Annotated in this window: 20 protein-coding genes; 11 read left to right on the plus strand and 9 right to left on the minus strand. The window is 73.3% G+C overall.

Annotated features, from left to right (window positions below):
- Positions 1-11 precede the first annotated feature (11 nt).
- Positions 12-3,593 (minus strand): DUF6493 family protein, encoded by a 3,582-nt coding sequence (locus AB0K67_RS07245; RefSeq protein WP_364054304.1) that lies wholly within the window; start codon positions 3,591-3,593, stop codon positions 12-14.
- Positions 3,594-3,807: 214 nt separating this feature from the next.
- On the opposite strand from AB0K67_RS07245, the gene AB0K67_RS07250 reads away from it, so the two are divergent.
- From AB0K67_RS07250 to AB0K67_RS07260, 3 genes are read left to right on the plus strand one after another with little or no spacing between them, the layout of a single operon-like run.
- On the plus strand, positions 3,808-5,010 hold the full coding sequence (locus AB0K67_RS07250; protein ID WP_364054307.1) for a C39 family peptidase: 1,203 nt from the start codon (positions 3,808-3,810) through the stop codon (positions 5,008-5,010).
- 3 nt (positions 5,011-5,013) lie between these two features.
- Positions 5,014-6,873, plus strand: coding sequence for a prolyl oligopeptidase family serine peptidase (locus tag AB0K67_RS07255; protein ID WP_364054310.1), 1,860 nt, complete (start codon positions 5,014-5,016; stop codon positions 6,871-6,873).
- Entirely contained in the window at positions 6,870-8,138 is a 1,269-nt protein-coding gene (locus AB0K67_RS07260; RefSeq protein WP_364054313.1) for a M20/M25/M40 family metallo-hydrolase, read from the plus strand. Before AB0K67_RS07255 ends, AB0K67_RS07260 begins: the two co-directional genes overlap by 4 nt.
- An 11-nt stretch (positions 8,139-8,149) precedes the next feature.
- On the opposite strand, the gene AB0K67_RS07265 is transcribed toward AB0K67_RS07260, so the two are convergent.
- From AB0K67_RS07265 to AB0K67_RS07275, 3 genes are all read right to left on the minus strand, one after another.
- Positions 8,150-8,893 (minus strand): DUF427 domain-containing protein, encoded by a 744-nt coding sequence (locus AB0K67_RS07265; protein WP_364054316.1) that lies wholly within the window; start codon positions 8,891-8,893, stop codon positions 8,150-8,152.
- A gap of 43 nt (positions 8,894-8,936) precedes the next feature.
- Entirely contained in the window at positions 8,937-9,524 is a 588-nt protein-coding gene (locus AB0K67_RS07270) for a hypothetical protein (RefSeq protein WP_364054319.1), read from the minus strand.
- 193 nt (positions 9,525-9,717) lie between these two features.
- Positions 9,718-10,350 carry a TetR family transcriptional regulator C-terminal domain-containing protein gene (locus AB0K67_RS07275; protein WP_364054322.1) on the minus strand — a complete coding sequence of 211 codons (633 nt, stop codon included), beginning with the start codon at positions 10,348-10,350 and terminating at the stop codon, positions 9,718-9,720.
- Between the two features lie 67 nt (positions 10,351-10,417).
- Here AB0K67_RS07275 and AB0K67_RS07280 point away from each other — a divergent pair, with 67 nt between their 5' ends.
- Positions 10,418-10,924 carry a hypothetical protein gene (locus AB0K67_RS07280; RefSeq protein WP_364054325.1) on the plus strand — a complete coding sequence of 169 codons (507 nt, stop codon included), beginning with the start codon at positions 10,418-10,420 and terminating at the stop codon, positions 10,922-10,924.
- Positions 10,925-10,948: 24 nt separating this feature from the next.
- Here the strand turns inward: AB0K67_RS07280 and AB0K67_RS07285 are convergent, their stop codons facing one another.
- Positions 10,949-11,416 (minus strand): adenylyltransferase/cytidyltransferase family protein, encoded by a 468-nt coding sequence (locus AB0K67_RS07285; RefSeq protein ID WP_364054328.1) that lies wholly within the window; start codon positions 11,414-11,416, stop codon positions 10,949-10,951.
- 169 nt (positions 11,417-11,585) lie between these two features.
- On the opposite strand from AB0K67_RS07285, the gene AB0K67_RS07290 reads away from it, so the two are divergent.
- Positions 11,586-12,038, plus strand: a complete 453-nt coding sequence (locus tag AB0K67_RS07290) for an ATP-binding protein (RefSeq protein WP_364054331.1) — start codon at positions 11,586-11,588, stop codon at positions 12,036-12,038.
- 13 nt (positions 12,039-12,051) lie between these two features.
- On the opposite strand, the gene AB0K67_RS07295 is transcribed toward AB0K67_RS07290, so the two are convergent.
- Positions 12,052-13,023: a helix-turn-helix transcriptional regulator gene (locus AB0K67_RS07295; protein ID WP_364054334.1), complete on the minus strand. Its 972-nt coding sequence runs from the start codon at positions 13,021-13,023 to the stop codon at positions 12,052-12,054.
- 384 nt (positions 13,024-13,407) lie between these two features.
- Here AB0K67_RS07295 and AB0K67_RS07300 point away from each other — a divergent pair, with 384 nt between their 5' ends.
- Genes AB0K67_RS07300 through AB0K67_RS07315 form a run of 4 tightly spaced genes read left to right on the plus strand, consistent with a single transcriptional unit; the run spans position 13,408 to position 16,959 of the window.
- Positions 13,408-13,893: a hypothetical protein gene (locus AB0K67_RS07300; protein WP_364054337.1), complete on the plus strand. Its 486-nt coding sequence runs from the start codon at positions 13,408-13,410 to the stop codon at positions 13,891-13,893.
- A complete protein-coding gene (locus AB0K67_RS07305; RefSeq protein WP_364054340.1) occupies positions 13,794-15,464 on the plus strand; it encodes a TRAP transporter fused permease subunit in 1,671 nt (556 codons plus the stop codon). Before AB0K67_RS07300 ends, AB0K67_RS07305 begins: the two co-directional genes overlap by 100 nt.
- Positions 15,461-16,414, plus strand: a complete 954-nt coding sequence (locus tag AB0K67_RS07310) for a TAXI family TRAP transporter solute-binding subunit (protein ID WP_364054343.1) — start codon at positions 15,461-15,463, stop codon at positions 16,412-16,414. The genes AB0K67_RS07305 and AB0K67_RS07310 overlap by 4 nt, the downstream gene beginning before the upstream one ends.
- Positions 16,415-16,440: 26 nt before the next feature.
- On the plus strand, positions 16,441-16,959 hold the full coding sequence (locus tag AB0K67_RS07315; protein ID WP_364054346.1) for a hypothetical protein: 519 nt from the start codon (positions 16,441-16,443) through the stop codon (positions 16,957-16,959).
- Here AB0K67_RS07315 and AB0K67_RS07320 read toward each other — a convergent pair.
- Positions 16,854-17,822 carry a magnesium transporter CorA family protein gene (locus tag AB0K67_RS07320; protein ID WP_364054349.1) on the minus strand — a complete coding sequence of 323 codons (969 nt, stop codon included), beginning with the start codon at positions 17,820-17,822 and terminating at the stop codon, positions 16,854-16,856. The two genes, AB0K67_RS07315 and AB0K67_RS07320, sit on opposite strands and share 106 nt — an antisense overlap.
- Entirely contained in the window at positions 17,822-18,541 is a 720-nt protein-coding gene (locus AB0K67_RS07325; protein WP_364054352.1) for a DUF72 domain-containing protein, read from the minus strand. Before AB0K67_RS07325 ends, AB0K67_RS07320 begins: the two co-directional genes overlap by 1 nt.
- Before the next feature lie 74 nt (positions 18,542-18,615).
- Between AB0K67_RS07325 and AB0K67_RS07330 the strand changes: the two genes are divergently transcribed.
- The gene (locus AB0K67_RS07330; protein ID WP_364054355.1) at positions 18,616-19,983 is read left to right on the plus strand and encodes a YibE/F family protein; all 1,368 of its coding nucleotides are present in this window, start codon (positions 18,616-18,618) and stop codon (positions 19,981-19,983) included.
- Positions 19,984-19,990: 7 nt separating this feature from the next.
- Here AB0K67_RS07330 and AB0K67_RS07335 read toward each other — a convergent pair whose 3' ends face one another.
- Positions 19,991-20,848, minus strand: coding sequence for an NAD(+)/NADH kinase (locus AB0K67_RS07335; RefSeq protein WP_364054358.1), 858 nt, complete (start codon positions 20,846-20,848; stop codon positions 19,991-19,993).
- 85 nt (positions 20,849-20,933) lie between these two features.
- Between AB0K67_RS07335 and AB0K67_RS07340 the strand changes: the two genes are divergently transcribed.
- The gene (locus AB0K67_RS07340; protein WP_364054361.1) at positions 20,934-21,785 is read left to right on the plus strand and encodes a DUF72 domain-containing protein; all 852 of its coding nucleotides are present in this window, start codon (positions 20,934-20,936) and stop codon (positions 21,783-21,785) included.
- The last annotated feature ends 10 nt before the right edge of the window (positions 21,786-21,795 follow it).

Genomic DNA, 21,795 nt, shown 5'->3' on the forward strand with positions numbered 1-21,795 from the left:
AACCGCCGGCATCAGGTGAGATAGGTGTGCAGGCGGCGGGCCTCACGCACGAACGTGTTCGACGCCTTGCGCCCGGCGATCTCCGCCACGCACGGCACCGCACCGCGCGCCCCCGCCCACCTTGCGGCCCGCAGCGCGAAGACGAGCCCTTGGGTGTGCCGGGTGTGCGGCCGCTCCCCCGGCCCCGGCAGGAACCCCGGCAGGAACGCGGTCATGATCCGCCACACCTCCCGTTGCGCGCCGAGCGCCGCCGCCGCTTCCAGGGTCTCGAACGCCGGGCCCGGCTTGAGCTCCGTACGGCGGAGCAGCAGCGCGAGCCGCCGTCCCACCCGTTCGGCGTCCAGCTCCCCGCGCGCGGCCAGCTCGACGACCGGGCGGGCCCGCTCCTTCGCCGCCGCCCGCGACCGGTCCGCCGCGAGGTAGGCCACGACGAGCGCGAGCGCGTCCCCGGGCGGCCCACCCGCCGCCGCCAGGGCCGGCGCCTGCGCCGCCTCCACTCGTGCCCGCCGCCACCGCTCCATGAGATGCGGAACGAAGTACGCCGCCACGGCCTCGCGATCCGACGGCATCAGGTACGGCCACCACCCCAGGTAACCGCCGTGATCGCGTAACCCGTGCGCCGCCGAGCCGCCCAGCAGCCCGTCCACCAGCGCCAGCCCGGTCGGCGCGGCCAGCCGCAGGCGCGCGCCCAGCTCATGCACCCGTCCGGCCCTCGCCGCACAACACTGCCACCTGTCGTGCGGTGCCGCCTCACCGGCAGACCCGCCGACGCCCCGGCCCCGGCCGGCGCCTTCACCGCCCGGACCGCCGTGGCGAGCAGCGCCCGTGCCGGTCCCGGGAGCACCGGCCACGCCGGAACCGGATGCGCCGTACGAACCGGACTCCGCCAGGCCGGAACCAGACACGCCAGACACGCCAGACTCCGCCAGGCCAGGACCGGACACGCCGTACGGACCGGCCTCCGCCAGATCGGGACCGGACGCGCCGGACGCGCCGGACTTCGCCAGGGCGGGCTCTGTCAGGGCGGCGCCGGACAGGTCCACGCCGGGGCCGCCGAGGATGGGGCACCACCAGAGGAGTTCGGCGACCGGCTCCGGCCGCCCACCGGTCATCCAGCGGGCAGCGGCCCGGCCGGCCTCGGACGTGAGCCCGGCCGCGCGCACCACCACCTCCTGCGGGATCACGCGTGGCAGCCGTAGCAGCGCCTGCTGCAGGTCGGCGGGCAGGGCCTCGGCCCCGGCCCGCTCGTAGCCCGCCAGCCGCTCGACCAGGACCGCGGGGTCGAGCCCTCCGGCGTCGTCGGTGGGCTCGGCGAGCAGGTAAGGCGGGGGCGTTCCGGCCGCGAGCGCATCGTGCACCTCGGCCCAGCGCCGCAGCAGGAACAGGTGCGGCCCCGGCACATCCCCGGCTTGCGGCAGCCGCTGCAAGGCAGCCGAGGACACGCCGCCCACCTCACGCGCGCCCGCCGCGACGCCAAACCCGCTCTCTCCGAAGCCGACGTCCCCCTCACCCGCACGGATGGCGGCGACGGCCCCCTGGCCGCCAGGTGCGACGCCGACCTCGCGGGCGGCGGGAGGGACGCCCGCCGCCCGCGCGCCGGGCATGATGCCTGCCCCACGAGCGGCGAGGGTGGTGCCGGAGCCGTCTCCACCGCGCCCTGCGTCGCCCGCGACACCCCCGCCGACCCGGCTCGTACGGCCGGATAAGCGAGTGGCGGCACCTCTGCGCGGCCTGGTGGTGCGGGGCAGGGTGAGGATGAGGCGAGTGATCGCCTGAGCCCACTGGTCGATGTCCAGCCAGGGGCCGGACGGCGGGTTCGGGGGCGGGCGGCGAGTGGTGAGCCGGGCGGCGAGACCGATCGGGTCGTGACCGTACAGATGGACGACTCCGGCGAGCCACCGTTCCGCATCCTGCCACCCGGCACCCGGCCAGGGATCCAGCTCGTACGCCGCCCGCACCGGCGAAGGGAACGCTCCAACAGGAAGCGGTTCGGGCAGCGGCACGGGGCGGAAGCCGTCGGGATGCCGGGCCCCCTCCCCCGTCTTCCCGCCGAAGACGGCCGCCAGCGTCTCCCGCAGCTCCTGCGGCAGTGCCTGCGCCGCCTCCCTGATCGCCCGCGCTCCGTCGGCGGTGAACCGCTTGGCGTGCTTGACCGCCACCCGCACGGCCCGCCCCTGCACGTCAGCGGATTCCGAACCGAACGCGCGCCCGAGCGCCGACGCCAGCTCGTCGAGCCCGGCGGCCGGATCGGCGGCGGCGACCTCGTCGAGCCAGGTGACGCCGGCCGTCTGGAGCTTGCGTTCCCGCCTGGACAGCAACGCCCGCAGCGCCCCGGTCACCTCGCCGGGCTCCAGGTCCCCGAGCCGCCGTACGTGCCTGAGCACCGTCTCGGCGACCGCCCCTGGCGCGGCGGACAGCAGCTCCAGGTAGGCGCTGCGGCGCCCGCTCACCTCGTCGTAGGTGGGTTGGAGCAGCTCGTGCAGGCGTACGAAGAAGCGCAGGTCGGCGGGCTGCCCGCCGCGCAGGAAACGCCGCAGGCACCCGTCGAGCAGCAGGTCGCGCTCGATCCGCCCGTCGGCGGCGAGCTCGTGCAGCGCGGCCAGCCAGGAGCGGGGCTTGGGCGGGTTTGAGCGTTCGTCCCGCAGCAGCGCCCCGACGCCATCGGCGTCGAACAGCCTCGGCACGAGGTGGTCGAGCAGCGGGTCGGCGCGCAGCGCGGCGGCGTCGGGCGTGCACGCGGCCCAGGTGAGGACGAGCGGGTCGTGTACGGGCGGCACCACGCCGGTGTGGCGTAGCAGGGCGAGCACCATGCGGACACCCTGCCCGGGTCCGCCGCGCCGTCGCGGCCCAGGGACCAGCTTGAGCGCGGCCCGGGTGGCGAACTCGGCCCGCCACTCCGCCGTACGCCCGGCCATGGCGTCGGCGAGCAGCCCGAACAGGGCGGCGTCGCCGGGATCGTCGTCACTCCGGACGCGCCCACCACGCGGGCCCGCGCCGCCCGATCGTCCCCGCCGCCGCCCGTGCTCCGAGTGACGGCCTTTGCAGGTGGCGTGATGCGGTGCCTGGGGCCCGGCGTGGCGAGCCGCGTGCGGGCCATGCTCCACCAGAGCCTGCGGACCTGTCCGATCAGCGGCGACCTGCAGGCCGTCCTCTGAAGGCTCCGGCACGCCGGGCTCGTACGGCGCGCCGGAAGCGTCCTGCGCAGGAGCCCGCAGCGCGGACCGCTCGGCGGCATCAATGCCGCGGTCCAGGGGAGCCTGCGAGTCAGGCCCGTAAGGCGCACGGGAGGCGTCCCGCCGGCCGGAGCGCTCGGAGGCGCGCAAGCCGTGCTCCGCAGCAACCCGCGGGCCGGGCCGCTCAGAGGCGCGCAAGCCGTGCTCCGCAGCAACCCGCGGGCCGGGCCCCTCGGAGGCCGGCACCGCGTCCTCTGCGAGAGCCGCAGGGCCGGGGTGCCCGTGCGTGTGCGGGCCGGGCGACAACGTGCGGGGGTCGAGGCGGAGCAGGAGGTCGGCGGCCACATCGGCGTCGCCGGAGCCGATGGCCGCCGCCACCGCCGCCCACGACGCGGCGACCGGCTCCTCCTCGGCGCTCACGGCGCCACCTCCCGCGCCGCCGGTAAGCCGGGTGACGGCCCCTCGCCGGAGAGCGTGGGGGCGGGCCTGCCGGCGTCCGCAGGGCGGTGCCAGGGGATGGGGCCCGCGGGGCGACGCCCGGGGCGCGTGTGCCGTTGAGATACAGGAGTCATGAGCCGAACCCTAAGGTGGCGGACCGACAATCCCCCGGTACGTAAACCATCCGATGTGCGACATGCCGCGCAAAACCACAATGTGGCTGGTGCTCACCGTCGATCCGGCCCGCGTCGCCTTCACCCGCTTCGCCATACCGACGACCCCGGAAAACGCCGCATCGACGACCCCGGGGAGCCCCGCGCCGACGACCCCCGGAAGCCCTGCGGCGACGCTCCTCGGAAGCCCCGTGCCGACGGCTCCGGAAGGCACCGTACCGACGGTCCAGGAAAGCGCGGAGTGGACGAGCGAGGAGCACCCGATCGGCTTCGCCGCCACCCAGATCATCCCGTCGTGGACGGCCCGCACCCCGCCCGGCTCATGGATCGAGATCGCGTTACGCGCCAGGCCCGCCGCGGAGCCGGGCAGGTGGACCAAGTGGTACGTCATGGGCCGCTGGTCCGAGCACGGCGACCCGCGCACGTCGGTGCCCGGCCAGGGCGACGAGGACGGCGACGTCGCGGTGGACACGTTCGTGGCCAGGCGGCCGGTGACGGCCTACCAGGTACGGGTGACCTGGCACGGCGGCGGCGCCGAGGTGACCGGGCTGGGCGTGATGGCCTCGGCCCTGCCACCCCGCCCGCCGTCCACGAGCGTTTTCGGCCCCGGCGGCGCGGTGGAGCTGGACGTGCCCCGCCACTCGCAGTACGCGCACGCCGGTCACCACCCGCGCTACGACGGCGGCGGCGCCAACTGGTGCAGCCCGGCCTCGGTGGCGATGGTGCTGGCGTACTGGGGCCGCGGCCCGTCGCCGGACGAGCTGGCCTGGGTGGGCGACGGCGACCCCGCACCGGCGGTGGACCACGCGGCGGCGGGCACGTACGACGCGAGCTACCAGGGCACCGGCAACTGGCCGTTCAACGTGGCCTACGCCGGCCGCTACGGTCTGAAAGGCTTCGTGACCCGGCTGCGGTCGGCGGCGGAGCTCGAGCCGTTCATCAGGGCCGGCATCCCGGTGATCACCTCGCAGTCGTTCAAGGCGCACGAGCTGCCCGGCTCCTGCTACAGCACCGACGGCCACATCCTGGTCGTCACCGGCTTCACGGCCGGCGGCGACGTCGTGGTCAACGATCCCGCCGCTCCCACGGACGACGAGGTCAGGCGGGTCTACCCGCGGGCCGCGTTCGAGCACGTGTGGCTCCGACGTTCGGGAAGCGGCGGCATCGTGTACGTGCTACACCCTCCAGACGTTCCTCTTCCTCCGAGTACCAACGGCAATTGGTGAGTTATGAGCATTAGCCCGATCGACGTGGCCAGGACCGACGGCGGCCCCCAATGGGTGGAGGCGGTGGCCACCGCCGCCGGGGTCGAGGTCTGGTGGGACGAGCCCCGCCCGCACGAGGGCGGACGGCGCTGCGTGGTCCGCCGCCTGCCGGACGGCACCCGTACGGACGCGCTCCCCGAGGGCTGGAACGCGCGCAACCGGCTCGTCGAGTACGGCGGCCGCTCCTGGCGTCCGCTGCCCGGCGGCGGCCTGGTCTTCACGAACTGGTCCGACCAGCGCCTCTACCGCCTGGACGACGGCGGGACGCCGGTGCCGCTCACGCCCGAGGGCCCGTCGCGCTACGGCGACCTGTACCTGCCGCCGGGCCGCGCCGAGGTGTGGGCGGTCAGGGAGACGAACGACGTGCGCGACCTGGTGGCGGTGCCGCTGGACGGCGGCGGCGTACGGGTCATCGTCAAAGCGCAGCACTTCCTGATGAACCCGCGCATCTCCCCCGACGGCCGCAAGGTCGCCTGGATCGGCTGGGACCACCCGAACATGCCCTGGGACGGCACGGAGCTGTGCGTCGCGCCGCTGAACGACGACGGCACGGCGGGGCCGTACGAGGTGGTGGCGGGCGGCCCGAGCGAGTCGGTCACGCAGGCGGAGTGGCGCGACGCCGGCAGCCTGTACGCGGTCACCGATCCGACCGGCTGGTGGAACGTGCACCTCGTGCCGCTCGGCGGCGGCCCCGCCCGCAACCTGACCCCGATGGAGTCGGAGTTCGGCGTGGCGATGTGGAAGCCGGGCCTCGCCACGTTCGCGGTGGCCGAGGACGGCCGCCTGGTGGTCGTGCACGGCACCGCCGACCACCGCCGCCTGGGCGTGCTCGACCCGGAGACCGGCGAGCTGCGCGAGGTCGGCGGTGACGCCACCCACTGGTCGGCGACCGTCTCGGTGGCGGGCGGCAAGGCGGCGGCGGTGAAGGGGACGCCGTACACGCCGCTGGAGGTCACGCTGGTCGGGCTGGACGACGGCGCGCACGAGGTCGTCTCGCCGCCCAAGCCGCTGCCGGACCGCGCGCTGCTGCCGGCCCCGGAGACGGTGACGATCGAGGGCGTGCACGCACACCTGTACCCGCCGTCCGGCGCGCAGGGACCCGGCCCGTACGTGATCTTCGTGCACGGCGGCCCCACCGGCTCCATGCCGCTGCTGCTCGACCTGGAGATCGCCTACTTCACCAGCAGGGGCATCGGCGTCGCGGTGGTCAACTACGGCGGCTCGACCGGCTACGGCCGCGCCTACCGGGAGCGGCTGCGCCACCAGTGGGGCGTGGTGGACGTGCAGGACTGCGCCAAGGTGGCGCGCGGGCTGGTCGAGCGCGGCGTGGCCGACGCGAGCAGGATCGCCATCAGGGGCGGCAGCGCGGGCGGCTGGACCACGGTGGCGGCGCTGGTGCACAGCGACGTGTTCGCGGGCGGGGTCGCGCACTACGCGATCACCGACCCGGAGAGCTGGGCCGCCGAGACCCACGACTTCGAGTCGCGCTATCTGGACGGCCTGGTGGGCCCGCTGCCCGAGACGCGGCAGCGCTACACCGAACGCTCCCCGCTCCTGAACGCCTTCCGCGCGTCGGGCCCGTGCCTCATGCTGCACGGCCTGGAGGACGCGATCGTGGACGTGAGCCAGGCCCAGCGGTTCACCGCCGAACTGGACAAACACGGTAAAGAGTGGGCTTTGCTCACCTTCCCCGGCGAGCAGCACGGCTGGCGCAGGGAAGAGACCATCGTCGCGGTGCTGGAGGCCGAGCTGGCCTTCTACGGGCTGATCTTCGACATGGAGACCCCCGACGTGCCGCCTCTGACACTGAAGGGGAGAGCGTGAAGAGCGTCGCCGAGATCTGCTCGGACCTGATCAGGTTCGACACCACCAATCCCGGCTCCGGAGAGCGACCGGCCGCCGAGTACGTCGCCACGCTGCTGGCCGACGCCGGGATGGAGCCGGTGGTCTTCGAGTCGGCGCCCAAGCGGACCACGGTCGTGACCAGGATCGACGGCGACTCGCCCGACGCGCTGCTGATCCACGGCCATCTCGACGTGGTGCCCGCCGACCCGTCCGAGTGGGCCATGCACCCGTTCTCGGGCGAGATCGTGGACGACTGCGTGTACGGCAGGGGCGCGGTCGACATGAAGGGCTCGTGCGCCATGACGCTGGCGACCGTGCTCGGCATGGCGGAGCGCGGCGAGCGGCCCAAGCGCGACCTGGTGCTGGCGTTCCTCGCCGACGAGGAGGCGACCGGCGACTACGGCTCGCGCCACGCGGTGGGCGAGCACCGGGAGCTGTTCGACGGGGTGAGCGAGGCCATCAGCGAGTCGGGCGGGTTCAGCGTCACCTCGGGCGAGCACCGGGTCTACCCGATCGCGGTGGGCGAGCGGGGCACCGCCTGGATGAAGCTGACCGCGCACGGCGTCGCCGGTCACGGCTCCCGCCCGCCGGCCGACAACCCGGTCGCGACGCTGGCGCACGCCCTGTCGCGGGTGGCGTCGTACGAGTGGCCGGTACGCCTGACGCCCCCGGTCGCGGCGCTCATCAAGGACCTCGGTGAGATCACCGGGCAGCCGGTGGACCTCGACCGCCTGGACGCCGAGGCGGCCCGGCTCGGCGCGCTCGGCCACCTGTTCAAGGGCCAGATCCGCAACTCGGCGAACCCCACCATGCTGGACGCCGGCTACAAGGTGAACGTCGTGCCCTCCACGGCCGAGGCGCACGTGGACGGGCGCTACCTGCCGGGGCTGCAGGAGGAGTTCCTCGACGTGATCGACGACCTGCTCGGCCCGAAGGTGACCCGCGAGTTCGTCAACCTGGAGGACGCGCCAGGCGCGCCCTACCCGTCGGCGTTCTTCGACGAGCTGGCCGGGGCGCTGATGGCCGAGGACCCGAAGGCGCGGCCGGTGCCGTACGTGATGGCGGGCGGCACCGACGCCAAGTCGTTCGCCAGGATCGGCATCAAGGGCTACGGCTTCGCGCCGCTCATGCTCCGTCCCGACCTCGACTACTTCGGCATGTTCCACGGCAAGGACGAGCGGGTGCCGGTGGAGGGCCTGGAGTTCGGCACCCGCGTGCTGACCCGCCTGCTCACGGCCGCCTGACCGCCCGCCAGTCAGGCGAACTTGGTCTTCGGCCGGTCCTGCAGCACGCCGTCCACGTAGACGTCGAGCTTCTCGTCGTAGAACGCGATCAGCCCGGCGATCTTCTCGCTCTCGGGCAGCGGCGTGCGGTAGGACCAGGCCAGGTCCTTCTTGCCGTTGACCGACCAGTACTCGGCCGTGCCCTTGTACGGGCAGTGCGTGACGGTGCCGGTGGGCTCCAGCAGGTCGAGCCGTACGTCGGTCTTGGGCAGGTAGTAGCGGGTGGGCAGCCCGGTCTCGAACAGCAGCCGCGGGCTGTGCGAGTCGGCCACGGTGACGCCGTCCACCTCGATGCGGACGTGCCGTGAGCTGCTGAGGATGTCCACCCGCGTGTACGGGTCGCGCGGGTGGAAGAAGACCTCCTCGTCCTCCTCGAACCAGGCGTCCATGGCGTCCCACTCGAACCGCACGTGGCCCCTGATCTCCTCAAGGGGTGAGTCGGGGTAGACGAGGGCGGCGTCCGCGGCCTCCGACGTGCCGGAGACGACGTTGTAGACCACCGCGTCGCCGCGGCTCGGGGAGTGCTTGGTCGCGCCGGTCGGCTTGAGCGCGGACTCCTCGACGTCGGCCGGCGGGAAGTAGTAGGTGGGGTAGTAGGGCACCTCCCACACCAGGAGGGCGGAGGTGGTGTCGGCCACCACCCGGCCGCCGAGGTAGGTCCTGACACGCTTGGCCGTACGCTCGACGCGCACCCGGCCGCGGCTCTTGGCATCCATACCGGCGGCAACCCGGCCGCCCGCACGCCTATTCCGCCGCCGGTCAGCTGAGACCGAAGGCGGCCAGCGTCCCCCACGTGATGAGCGCGCCGACCGCCGCCCCCGCGGTGACCTGGGACCAGGTGTGGTGCGAGAGCCGTACCCGCGCCCAGCACACCAGCGCCACCACGGCCGCCCCGCCGAGCACGGCCGGCCAGGCGGGCAGCACGTGCGCGAGCACCACGACCGTGCCCGCGGAGACGGCGGCGTGAAAGGAGATCTTCCAGCGCAGCGTGATCGGGACGGTCACGCCCAGCGCGATCAGCATCGCCGTCACCGTGGCCACGAGCAGCGTCGGCGCGCCCATGAGGATCAGCAGCACCAGCGCGACCAGCACGGCCGCCACGGCCGCGAGCAGCGGCTTGGTGCGGCGCGTGCGGTCCACGATGTGATGCGAGTCGAGCCACCCTCTGCGCACTCCCACCGCGATCACCGCCGCCGGCACCCCGCCGCAGAGCGCCGACGCCACCAGCCCCCAGGCGGCGCCGCTCCACCCCTGCGCGAGCAGCCCGACGGCGGGCGGCATGACGATCACCAGCACTTGAGGTGCCAGGATGTTCGTCACCCGCTTCGCCACCAGCTCGGCCGTCATGTCACGAAACAGTACGCGATCATGCCCCGCATCCGGCCAACCGACCCGGCAAAACCCCAGGTAAGCCCTCGTATACCCACCTTCTCCACCCGTTCTGTGCCCTGACCCGTCACCCAGGCGCCCCGACCGCAGCACCCGCGAAGCGGTGAGGCGCGGCAAGGCGCCGTGGCAGCGGCGTGGCAACGGGGCGTGGTCAGGAGGGTGGGCCGGGGGTCAGGGCGGTGAGGTGGGTGCGGAGGACGGCGAGGAGGGTGTCGGGCTCCAGCCGATCCGGGTAGAAGGCGGCTTCCAGGGCCAGGCCGTCGAGGAGGGCGCAGAGGCGGCGGGCCTCCAGGGCGACGTCGGCGCCCGGGCGCAGCCTCCCCGAGCGGCGCGCGCCTTCCAGCACGCGGGTGGTGAGCGCGAGCAGCCCGTCGTACAGCTCGTCGGCGTACGCGCGCAGCTCCGGCCGGGTGCGGGCGGCGGCCGCGAAGGACAGCCAGACGACGACCTCGGTCCTGCGCTCGTCGTCCAGCGGCAGCAGCTCGGCGAGCATGCCGGCGACGATCTCGCGCTGCTCGCCGGGCGACAGCGGGGCGGACGGGTCGAGGAGGCGCTCGGCGTGGGCGGTCAGCCGGGTCATCAGCCGCGCGGCCATCTCCCGCATCGCGAACACCATCAGCTCGGTGTGCCCGGCGAAGTAATGGCGTACGGAGCCGATGGCCAGCCCGGCCTCGGCGGCGACGTTGCGCAGCGACGCCTGCTCGATGCCGTCGCGGCAGATCACGCGGAACACCGCCTCGGCGACCGCGCGCCGCCGCTCCTCCGGATCCACGATCTTCGGCACGGGCTCTTTTATAGCACGGTCATGCTAGATTCTTTTTGGCATGGTCGTGCTATAAACGGAGGCGTACATGAGCGATGCACTGTCCCCCCTGCTCGTGGTGGCGATGGTCGTCGTGGTGGTGATCCGGCGGTTCAAAGGTGAGCCGCTGCGGGCCCGCGACCTGTTCACACCGCCCGTCGTGCTCATCGGCATCGGCGCGTACACGCTGGTCAAGGACGTGCACCCGGCGGGGGCGGACCTCGCCTGGGTGCTGGCGGGCACGGTGGCGGGAGTGCTGCTGGGCGCCGTGCGGGGGCTCACTCCGCGCCTGTACGTCCGCGACGGCCACATCTGGCAGCGCTACACCGGCTGGACCCTGCTCGCGTGGGCCGTCTCTGCCGGGATCAACGCGGGCATCGGCGCCCTGGCGACGGCGGCGGGCACCCCCGACCAGGTCCGCCCGATGGCCCTCTCCATCGGCGTCAGCCTGCTCGGCGAGGCCGCGGCCCTCGGCCTGCGCGCCCGTACGCTGGGCGCACCCTTCGCGCCCGGCGGGGACGACTCTCTGCTCGACCGCCTGGCCGGTCGCCGCTGAGGCCGGCCCGCCGGCCGCGAAGGCTCAGCCCTTGGAAGCGGCGTTGACGATGCGGGTGGTGGAGCGGCCGGGGATGGCGTCCATCTCCCAGCACTCGGCCCCCAGGATGGCCGCGGCGGCGGCCCTGGCCCCCGCGTGCGGGTCGCCGGCGGTGTGGGCGAGCGCGCCGGGACGCATGGGGGCGAGCAGGTCGATGTAGTCCTCGGGCCCGTGCGCCTCGGGCGGCCCGGCCACGATGAAGACGCCCGTCACGAACCGGAGCGCGGCCAGCACCTCGGCCCGCTCCGCCGCCGGGTTGACCGGCCGGGTCGGCCCCTTCCAGGCGCGTACGCGCGGATCGTCCTCGACGCCGACGACGAGGGGAAGCCCCCGGGCGGCCACCGCGCCGAGGTAGCGCACGTGGCCCACATGCAGGATGTCGAAGACTCCGGTGACGACCGCCGCGCCAGGCCGGTCGTACGGTTGCACCCAGACGGCCTCCAGGCTGCTCACGCGACCTCCTGCTCCCCCATGGGCCTAGACGACTCGTCGATCGCAGCGTACTCGGTCGGCGCAGCAGGCCGTGCAGGCGACCTCGGAAAGGCGATTCCTACCTTTTCGCGATAGTCCCCGGGCCCCCGTTCGCGCGTCTCATTACGTCACCGATATGGGGGAGGTCGCCGTGGCACCGCCGGACACGCAGCAGGTGATCGAGGACTACCGGCCCGGCCCGAACGATCACGTGGTCCGGTTGCCGGGGAAACCGTCGCAGGTGTCGAGGGCCAGGGCGCTGGTGGCGTCGGCGCTCGGCCGTGATCATCCGCTCTACGACGACGTGGTGCTGCTGACGAGCGAACTGGCCACGAACGCGGTGCTGCACAGCAGATCGGGTGCGGGGGGCTCGTTCACGGTGAGCCTGGCCAGCTCGCGCGGCGCGGTACGGGTGTTCGTGACGGACTCGGGATCGGACCGGCCGCCGTGCGTGTGCCGTACGGGGGCGCAGGACACCAGCGGCCGGGGGCTGCCGCTGATCGAGGCGCTGAGCCACCGCTGGGGCTTCACCCGCCAGCAGGGCTCGACGACGGTCTGGTTCGAGCTGGTCGGCGAGCGGCTGCCCGCCGGCCTGGCCGTCTGACGCGGCGGGGGCGTCAGAGGTCGAGGCGGCACAGGCCCTCGGCGAGCGCCTTGGTGGTCAGGCGGGTACGGCTGTCGCAGCCGAGTTTGGCGAAGATGTGCTCCAGGTGCGTGGTCACCGTGCGCACGCTGAGCACGAGCGCCGCCGCGATCTGCGGGTTGGAGTCGCCGGCCGCGACCCTGGTGAGCACGTCGATCTCGCGGCCGGTCAGGTCGTACGGCAGCGTGCACGGCCGCTCGGCCACCACCGCGCCCTGCAGCGAGCCCTGGAACCCGACCCCGGCCCTGACCAGCCGCACCTCGTGCCAGCCGCCGTCACCGCCGAGCCACAGGCCGTGCCTGCTCAGCTCGCGCGAGTCGATGAAGGACCGCGCGTACGCGGCCATCGCCGGGTCGTCCCACAGCACCGGCGAGACCTCGTGGCCGGGCACCTCGCGCCGCGTGCCGAGCCGGTCGAAGGCGACCGCCCGGAACCCGGGCGGCAGCCCCACCGGATCGATCACGCACCGGTTGAGGTCGGTGATGTGCGCGAGCAGCGGGCTGACGGCCGACACCAGCGCGCCGGTGCGCGGCGGGAACGCCTTCCTGGCGGCTAAGTGGAGCAGGCCCGTGAAGCGGCCCTCATCGAGGAAGAGCGGCGCGGTCAGCCCGGCCCGCCAGCCGTAGGGCGCGAGGTGGCGGCGGAAGTAACGCTCGGTGTCCGGCTCGGGCATCTCGACGGGCTCGCGGGTGGCGAGCGCCCTGCGGTAGGCGTCGAGCCCGGCGTACTCCTCGGCCGCGTCGTGGTCGATGCGCGGGTGGCCCTCGGAGATCACGCTGTGGTGGCGGCCGGTGGCGGGGTCGTAGGCGACGAACTCGTACGCGTCGAGCGGGACGACGCGGCGCAGCGCCGCCATCGCGCCCTGGGCGCCCCCACCGCCCGCGACCTGGTAGCCGACCTCGGCGAACGCCTGAAGATGGCGCACGTCAACGGTGATCTGGGCCACGCCTGCCTTTATATCATTTACGGTTTTCCGACCCTCCCTTTACCGAATGCCTACCTGGGGCGGCGGCTGAGCATCGGTGGGGGCGGGGCCCGGAGCGGAAGGCGGGCGCCAGCAGGGAGGCGGGCAGCACCCGCAGCGGAAGGCGCGGCGGCGCCTTCCCCGCCTGGCTGGCCCCGGTGCAGGCGGTGGTGCTGCCGCTGTCGGATGCCGAGCTGCCGGCCGCGGAGAGCGTGCTGCGGCGCTGCCTTGCGTCGGGGCTGCGGGCCGAGCTGGTCCCGGCCGTTTCGGCTGACGCTTGGTGATCAATCGGGTAACAGAGGCTTCCCCGATCGTGTGAACGGCTCGTAAAGTCCGCTCCAACGGCCGAGGTCCGAGGAGGACGGCTTGACCGAGCTGAGCGATCGTGAGGCCGAGCTGGTGTCCGCCCACGAGCAGGAGCGCCCCGCGCGCGAGCTGGGCGGTCCGCTCAAGGCCGGCGTGTGGGTCGTGGGCGGGGTGCTGTCGGCGTACTCGCTGCTGGTGGTGTTCCAGCCGGTGGAGGCGATCCAGCACCGGATGACGTTCCTGGCGGTCGCGCTGCCGCTGGTCTTTCTCTGCTACCGCTCAGGGCTGGACCTGCGGGTGCGCCGCCTGCTGCGGCGCCCCGCCCCGAAACCCTCGGAGCGCCCCAGCCCCGTGCCCTCGGAAAGCCCTGAGTCCTCAGAGCACCCTGACCCCCCTCGGAGCGCCCCGAGCCCTCAGAGCAGGGGAAGCGCGCCGAGCGGCCGAGCGTGGCCGACTGGCTGCTCGCCGCCGCGTCGCTGGCCGTGCTGGTCTACCCGCTGCTCGACATGGACGCCTTCCGCGAGCGCGGCTCGGGCGCGGCACTGACGGACCTCGACGTGGCGGCCGGCGTGGTGCTGACGGTGCTGCTGCTGGAGGCGGTGCGCCGCACGGTCGGCCTGACGTTCGCCGTCATCTGCGTGGTCTTCCTGCTGTACGCCTACTACGGCGCGTACCTGCCGATCGACTGGACGATCGGGCACCCGGGCTTCGACATCTCGCAGATCGTCGCGCAGCTCTACACCGGCACCGAGGGCTTCTTCGGCGTCCCGATGCAGGTGGCGGCCAGCTACATCATCCTGTTCACGATCTACGGCGCGGTGCTCGACTACTCGGGCGCCAGCAAGTTCTTCATCGACCTGAGCTTCGCCGCCTTCCGCAGGTCGCGGTCGGCGCCCGGCCGTACGGTGACCACGGCGGGCTTCCTGCTCGGCACCGTGTCGGGCTCGGGCGTGGCGACCACGGTGAGCCTGGGCAGCGTGGCCTGGCCGGTGCTGCGGCGGGCCGGCTACCCGAGGGAGCAGGCGGGCGGCATCCTGGCGGCGGGCGGCATCGGCGCGATCCTGTCGCCGCCCACGCTGGGCGCGGCGGCGTTCATCATCGCCGAGTACCTCGGCGTGAGCTACCTGCAGGTCCTGCTGTACGCGACGGTGCCGACGCTGCTGTACTACCTCGGCATCTTCCTGGCCATCGAGATCGACTCGCGCCGCTTCGGCACCCGCGCGGTCGAGGTGGACGCGCCGCGCGCGGGGAAGCTGCTGCTGCGCTTCGGCTACCACTTCAGCTCGCTGCTCCTCATCGTGGTGCTGATGGCGCTGGACCGGTCGGCGTTCCAGGCGGTGACGATCGCCACGGCGGTCGCGTTCGGCCTGTCGTTCCTCGATCCGCGGCACCGGATGGGGCCGCGGCGCATCGGGCGGGCGCTGGCCAAGGGCGCGCTCGAGGTGCTGCCGGTGACCGCGGTCTGCGCGGCGGCCGGGATCATCGTCGGCGCGATCACGCTGACCGGGCTGGGCCAGAACCTCGCCGACATCATCGTGGACATCGGCGCGGGCAACCTGATCGCGACCACGGTCATGGCGGCCGTCGCGGTGCTGCTGCTGGGTCTAGCGGTGCCGGTGACGGCGAGCTTCATCATCGCCGCGGTGATCATCGGGCCGGCGCTGTTCGACCTCGGCGTGACGCGGCCCGAGGCGTACATGTTCGTCTTCTACTACGCGGTGCTGTCGGAGGTGAGCCCGCCCACGGCGCTGTCGGCGGTCGCGGCGGCGGCCATCACGGGCGGCAACACGTACCGGACGATGCTGATGACCTGGCGGTACACGCTGCCCGCGTTCCTCGTGCCGTTCGCCTTCGTGCTCACGCCCAACGGGCAGGCGCTGCTCGGGCAGGGCCCGTTCGGGACCGTGCTGCTGATGACCGCCGTGTCGGCGGTCGCGGTGGCCGCGCTCGCGGTGGCCACCGGCGGCGCGGCGGCCTGGCCCGAGCGGGTGCTCGCGGCGGTCGCGGCGGTGCTGCTGCTGTTCCTCGAACCCGTCCCCATCGTCGCCGGCCTGGGCGTGCTCGCCGTGGCCGCCGTCGCGCACCTCGTCAGAAGAAGGAGAAGGGACCCAAGGTGAAGCGGATACTCACGATCGTCGCCGCCGCAGTCCTGACCGTGGCCGGCTGCGGCGGCGGTGGCGCGGGCGGCGGCTCGGGCAACCGGATCTCGATCGCCACGGGCGGCACGACGGGCGTCTACTACGTCTACGGCGGCGGCCTGGCCAAGCAGCTGTCGGCCGGCATCGCCAACACGCAGGCCACCGCCTCGGTCACCTCGGCGTCGGTGGAGAACATCAAGCTGCTGGCCTCGGGCAAGGCGCAGATCGGCTTCTCGCAGGCCGACACGGCGGCCGACGCGGTCAACGGCAAGGACAGCTTCACCGCCAAGCAGCCGATCAAGGCGCTGGCCCGCATCTACGACAACTACCTGCACCTGGTGGTCTCCCCCGGCGTGAACGCGGCCACGGTGGCCGACCTGAAGGGCAAGCGCGTCTCGCTCGGTCCCGCCAACTCCGGCACCCAGGTGGTGGCGCGGCGTGTGCTGGAGGCGGCCGGGCTCGACCCCGACAACGACATCAGCAAGCAGCAGCTGTCCATCAACGAGTCGGTGCAGGCCGCCAAGGACGGCACGATCGACGCGTTCTTCTGGGTCGGCGGCCTGCCCACGGCCGGCATCACCGACCTCGCGGTCAGCAAGCCGGACATGAAGATCATGGACACCTCCGACGTGCTGGAGAAGATGCGCGCCACCTACGGCGAGCAGTACGTCGGCCTCGACATCGACCTGTCCACGTACAAGCTGCAGGGCGGCACGATCAAGACCGTCGGCATCGCGAACATGCTGCTGGTGCCCGACTCGATGAACGAGCAGCTCGCCTACGACATCACCAAGACGCTGTTCGAGAAGAAGGCCGAGCTGGAGAAGGTGCACCCGGAGGCGAAGAAGCTGGACCCGGCGCTCGCGCAGCAGGTGGCCCCGGTCGAGCTGCATCCGGGCGCGGCCCGCTACTTCCGGGAGAAGGACTGATCAGGCTGGTTCTCGCGCTGGCGGCGGTGGCGGCGCTCGGCACCGCCGCCGGCCCCGGGCGGCTGACCGTGAACGGCCTGCCGGTCGTCACGGGCCGCTTCGCGATCACGTACGTGCATTCGATGTACCGGGCGCCGTCCGCCGAGGTGTTCACCGTGGAGGGCGGCCGGTTCACGATGCGGGCGGTGCTCTCGCTGAGCGGCGGCGTGCTCGACTACTACGCGCTGGACGGTGAGCGGGCCAGGCTGCCGGGCGGCGGGTGGGTGCTGCGCCTGGCCGAGCCGGTGACGTACCGTGAGCTGCCGCTGCTGACCACCTCGCTCGGGCGCAGGACGCTGCTGTCGGGCGGGCGCTGCCTGCCGCTCTACCCCCGCGACGGCGCCGCCGAGGTGCGGGTGGCGCTGCGGCTCACCCGCGACGTGCGGGGCGGGCCCTGCGATCAGAGCCAGTCGTTCTTCTTGAACACCACGTACAGCGCGACCGAGGTGAGCGCCATCAGCACCATGGACAGCCAGAACCCCCACAGCTCGCCGATGCCCGGGTAGGGCACGTTCTGCCCGTAGAAGCCGGTGATCGCGGTGGGCACGGCGATGATCGCCGCCCAGCTCGTGATCTTCTTCATGATCACGTTGAGCCGGAAGCCCTGCTGCGACAGGCGGGTGTCGCGGACGTTGGCGAGCATGTCGCGGACCTCGTCCACCCACTCGCCGACGCGCAGCACGTGGTCGCGGACGTCCTCGTAGTAGGGGGCCATCACCGGGTCGCTCATCAGCGCCTCGTCCCGCCTGAGCAGGGTGCCGATGACCTCGCGCATCGGCAGGGAGACCCGGCGCAGCTTGGTGACGTTCTTGCGCAGCACGTACAGGGTGCGCTGGAGGCTCTCGTCGTCGGTGAGCTCGCCCGCGAACAGCGACTCCTCCAGCGTCTCGGCCTGCGCGTCGAGGTCCTGCGCCACGTCGAACTGGGTGTCCACGACGTAGTCGAGCAGGCCGTGCAGCAGGAACATCACGCCGTGCCCCGCCAGGTGGGCGGCGGCGTCCCAGCGCTTGACCACCTCGCCGATGTCGAAGTGCGCGCTCTCGCGCACGGTGACCAGCGCGTTGGCGGTGACGAAGACGTCCACCTCGACGGCGTGCACACGTTCGCCGTCGAAGTGCACCCCGTAGGCCGCGACGAACAGGTGGTTATCGTAGATGTCCAGCTTCGGGCGCTGGTGGCCGGCCAGCACGTCCTCGACGGCCAGCTCGTGCAGCCCCAGCTCGTCGCCCAGCTTGTCCAGCTCGTCCCGCGTCGGCGAGCACAGGTCGAACCAGACCGTGGCCTCGGGGTCGTCCAGATGGCCGGGAACCTCCGCGATGGGGAAGCCCTCCTTCTCCAGGCGGCCACCGCGGTACAGACGCGTGTGCATCAGCCCATCCTGGCCAGGAGTGCCGCGAAACGTCGAGCATTACGCACGGCCGCTCCTCCCGGGTCGTTGTTGAAGTAGACGTAGGCGTCGGGCCAGGCGGCCTCGCCGACGCGGGCGGCCCACGTCCGCAGCGCGCGCTCCCCGTACGCGTAAGCGGATCTGCCCTCATGCAGGCGTACGTAACCCCACGGCGCGGTACGCCAGTACGGCGCCTGCGGCCGTCCCAGCCGGTCGGCCCAGCACAGGGCGGCCGCCCGCGCCTCCAGCACCGCCCGCGTCTCCTCGCTCCACCACGACGGGTGCCGCGGCTCCACGGCCACCCGCACGCCCTGCGGGAAGCAGGCCAGGCAGTGGTCGAGCAGGGCGGGATCGGCCTTCAGCGACGGCGGGAGCTGCAGCAGGACCGGCCCCAGCTTCTCCTTCAGCCCGGCCGCGGCGGCCATGAGCCGCGCCACCGGTTCTCCGGGCTCGCCGAGCCGCCTGATGTGGGTGAGGAACCGGCTGGCCTTGACCGCCATCACGAACCCGGGCGGCGTGCGCTCGCGCCAGGAGGCGAACACCTGCCTGCTCGGCAGCCGGTAGAAGGCGTTGTTGTTCTCCACGGTGGGGAACTCGCGCGCGTACGTCTCCAGCCACAGCCGCTGCGGCACCCCCTCCGGATAGAGCACCCCGCGCCAGTCCTTGTACTGCCAGCCCGAGGTGCCGACCAGCCACGTCATGCCGTTGCGTCTACCCCGGCCCGCCGGGTGCAGTACTGTCCTACTTCGTCAGGCCGAGGAGGACCTTTCACGCGATGGGCGCCAACCACGCGCACGGCACCGCCGTCTCCCGTTCCCGCGCCTCGCGGCGTACCGTGGTGGCCGCGCTGGCCGTCCTGGTGCCGCTGGCGATCATCACGCTGGCCGCGCTCGTCTGGCTCTGGCCGGAGGGCACGACCGCGGGGCCCGCGCCGGAGTCCGGCGTCGAGCGGCTCACCGGCACGGTCACCAGCGTCACGCTGAAGCGCTGCCCCGCCGCTCCCGAGGGCGCGCCCAAGCCCGACCCCGCCACCTGCGGCAAGGCCGTCGTCAAGCTGACCGAGGGCCGCGACAGCGGCAGGGACGTCGAGCTGCGGCTGCCGGGCGGGCCGGGGGCGCAGCGCTTCGCGCCCGGCGACGACGTGATCCTGCTGCGCGACGCCGACGGCGCCTACCAGCTCTCCGATCACGACAGGTCGATGCCGCTGTGGCTGTTCGGCATCGCGTTCGCGCTGGCGGTGATCGCGTTCGGGCGCTGGCGCGGGGTGACGGCGCTGGCCGGGCTCGCGGTGACGTTCGTGCTGCTGCTGACGTTCGTCATCCCCGGCATCCTGGAGGGCCGGCCGCCGATGCTGGTGGCCATCGTCGGGTCGGCGGCGATCATGCTGACCGTGCTCTACCTCACGCACGGCTTCTCGCCGTCCACGTCGGTCGCCGTGCTCGGCACGCTGGCCAGCCTGACGCTGACCGGGCTGCTGTCGTACGCGGCGCTCGGCCTGGCGAGCCTGAACGGCGTCACCGACGACAGCGCGCTCACCCTGGGCATGAGCCTGTCCATCGACACGCAGGGCCTGCTGCTGGCCGGGATCATCATCGGCTCGCTGGGCGTGCTCGACGACGTCACGGTCACCCAGGCCGTGACGGTGGCCGAGCTGGCCCGCGCCAACCCGTCCTACGGTTTCGCCCGCCTCTACCGCGCGGCCGGGCGCATCGGGCGCGCGCACATCGCGTCGGTGATCAACACCATCATCCTGGCGTACGCGGGTGCGTCGCTGCCGCTGCTGCTGCTGTTCAGCATCGGCGCGCAGCCCCTGGGCCAGGTGCTGACGACGCCGGTGATCGCGCAGGAGATCGTGCGCGGCGTGGTCGGCACGCTCGGGCTCATCGCGGCCGTGCCCATCACGACGGCCCTGGCCGCCCTGGCCGCCGTCCGCGACCGCGACCGCGACCATCCCGGCCACGATCCGCACGACGAGGGCGGCTTCTGGGAGGACGAGGAGCGGGACGCCCCGCGCCGGGACCGCGGGGATCGGGGTCCGGCCGGCCGGGAGCCCGGCGACTTCTTCACGCCCCGCGAGGCCGGGCCGCCGCACCGTACGGCGCCGCAGCGGGCGGCGCGGCACCGGCGGCGGGCGGGCGCCTGACGGGGGCTCAGTCGGGCTGCAGGCTGCCGTCGACCCGCAGCTTGCGCCGGGCGCGCTCGTAGAACGTGGTGCCCAGGCGGACCACCTTGGCCGCGCCCGGCCAGGCGGTCACGGTGACGCTGTCGCCGGGGAACAGGTGCCCCATCACCCTGCCGTCCACCTCGACGGCCAGCCGCCCGCTGCTGGGCAGCACGGTGAGCGTCACCTCCTCGTCGGCGGGCAGCACCAGGGCCCGGTTGAACGCCGAGTGCGCGGCCGCCGCCACGACCAGCACCGCCTCCACGCGGGGCGAGACGATGGGCCCGCCGGCGGAGAAGCTGTAGGCGGTGGAGCCGGTGGTGGTGGCCACGATGACGGCGTCGGAGGAGTAGCGGACGAACGGGCTGCCTGCCGGGGTGACGGCGACGCCGGCCAGCCCGTCACCGGGGGTGCGGACGAGCGCGATGTCGTTGAACGCCGTCACCTTGGTGCCGTTGAGCTCGCTGCGGATGGCCATGCGCGGCTCGATCGTGTACTCGTGCCGGTCGATGGCCGACAGCGTCTCCGGCAGCTCGTCGACACCGATCTCGGCGAGGAAGCCCAGCTTGCCGAGGTTGACCCCCAGGATGGGCGTCGGCCGCCCGGCGAGCAGCCGCATCGTGCGCAGCATCGTGCCGTCGCCGCCCAGCCCGACGACCAGGTCGGCCCGCTCGACCAGGGCGCCGGCGTCGACGGGGACGGCGGTGCAGTCGATGCGGCCCACCTCCTCGGGCAGGCCGAGCACGGTGGCGCCCTTGTCGGCCGCCCACCTCAGGATGGTGTCGATCGCCTTCTTCGAGTCGCGCTGGGGGTGCAGCACCAGCCCGACCGTCCCGACCATGCCCATGCCGCCAACCTTACGTGGGCCGTCACGGTGCGGGCGCGGCGGGACCGGGATCTTGCCCGCGCGAGGGTCCGGTAGCGTCGTGCCCATGCGGCTTCATGTGGGATGCGCGATGTGGGCGCACGCGCGGTGGCAGGGGCGTTTCGTGCCCGCCCACCTGCCTCAGGCCGAGCGTCTGAGGGCGTACGCGGGGTGGTGCGACGCGGTCGAGGGCAACACCACGTTCTACGCCACCCCGGCCCGCGCCACGGTGGAGTCGTGGGCGGCGCAGACCCCGCCCGGCTTCCGGTTCGTCGTCAAGCTGCCGAAGGCCGTCACCCACGACCACCGGCTGATGGGCGGCGAAGCCGAACTGCGCGCGTTCTTCGACGCCATGGAGCCGCTGGGGCCGCGCGTGCACGCGTTCTGGGTGCAGGTGCCCGGCTCGTTCGGCCCGAACGACGCAGGCGCGCTCGCGGCCTTCCTGCGCCGGATGCCGCAGGGCCACCGCTACGCCGTGGAGGTGCGCCATCCGGCGTTCTTCACCGACGAGCGGGCGGCCCGCCTGCTGGAGCGGGTGCTGGACGGCGCGGGTGCCGAGTGGGTGCCGTTCGACACCACGGTGATGTTCGCCGCGCCGCCCACCAGCGACGCCGAGCGTGAGGCGTGGGAGCGCAAGCCGCGCCTGCCGCGCCGCGCACGGGCGCTCACCGGCCATCCGATCGTGCGCTACCTGGGCCGTGACGACGAGGAGCGCACGGTGGCGGGCTGGCGGCCGTGGGTGGACACGGTCGCCCGGTGGCTGCGCGAGGGCCGCTCGCCGACCGTGTTCGTGCACACCCCCGACAACGCCGACGCGCCGGCGCTGGCCCGCCGCTTCCACGACGAGGTGCGCGCCCTGGTGCCGGAGCTCGCCCCGCTGCCCGACCCCGAGCCGCACCAGCCGCTCACGCTGTTCTGACGCCGTCTTC

The organism is Nonomuraea sp. NPDC052634, from assembly GCF_040678535.1.
Lineage (GTDB): Bacteria > Actinomycetota > Actinomycetes > Streptosporangiales > Streptosporangiaceae > Nonomuraea > Nonomuraea fastidiosa.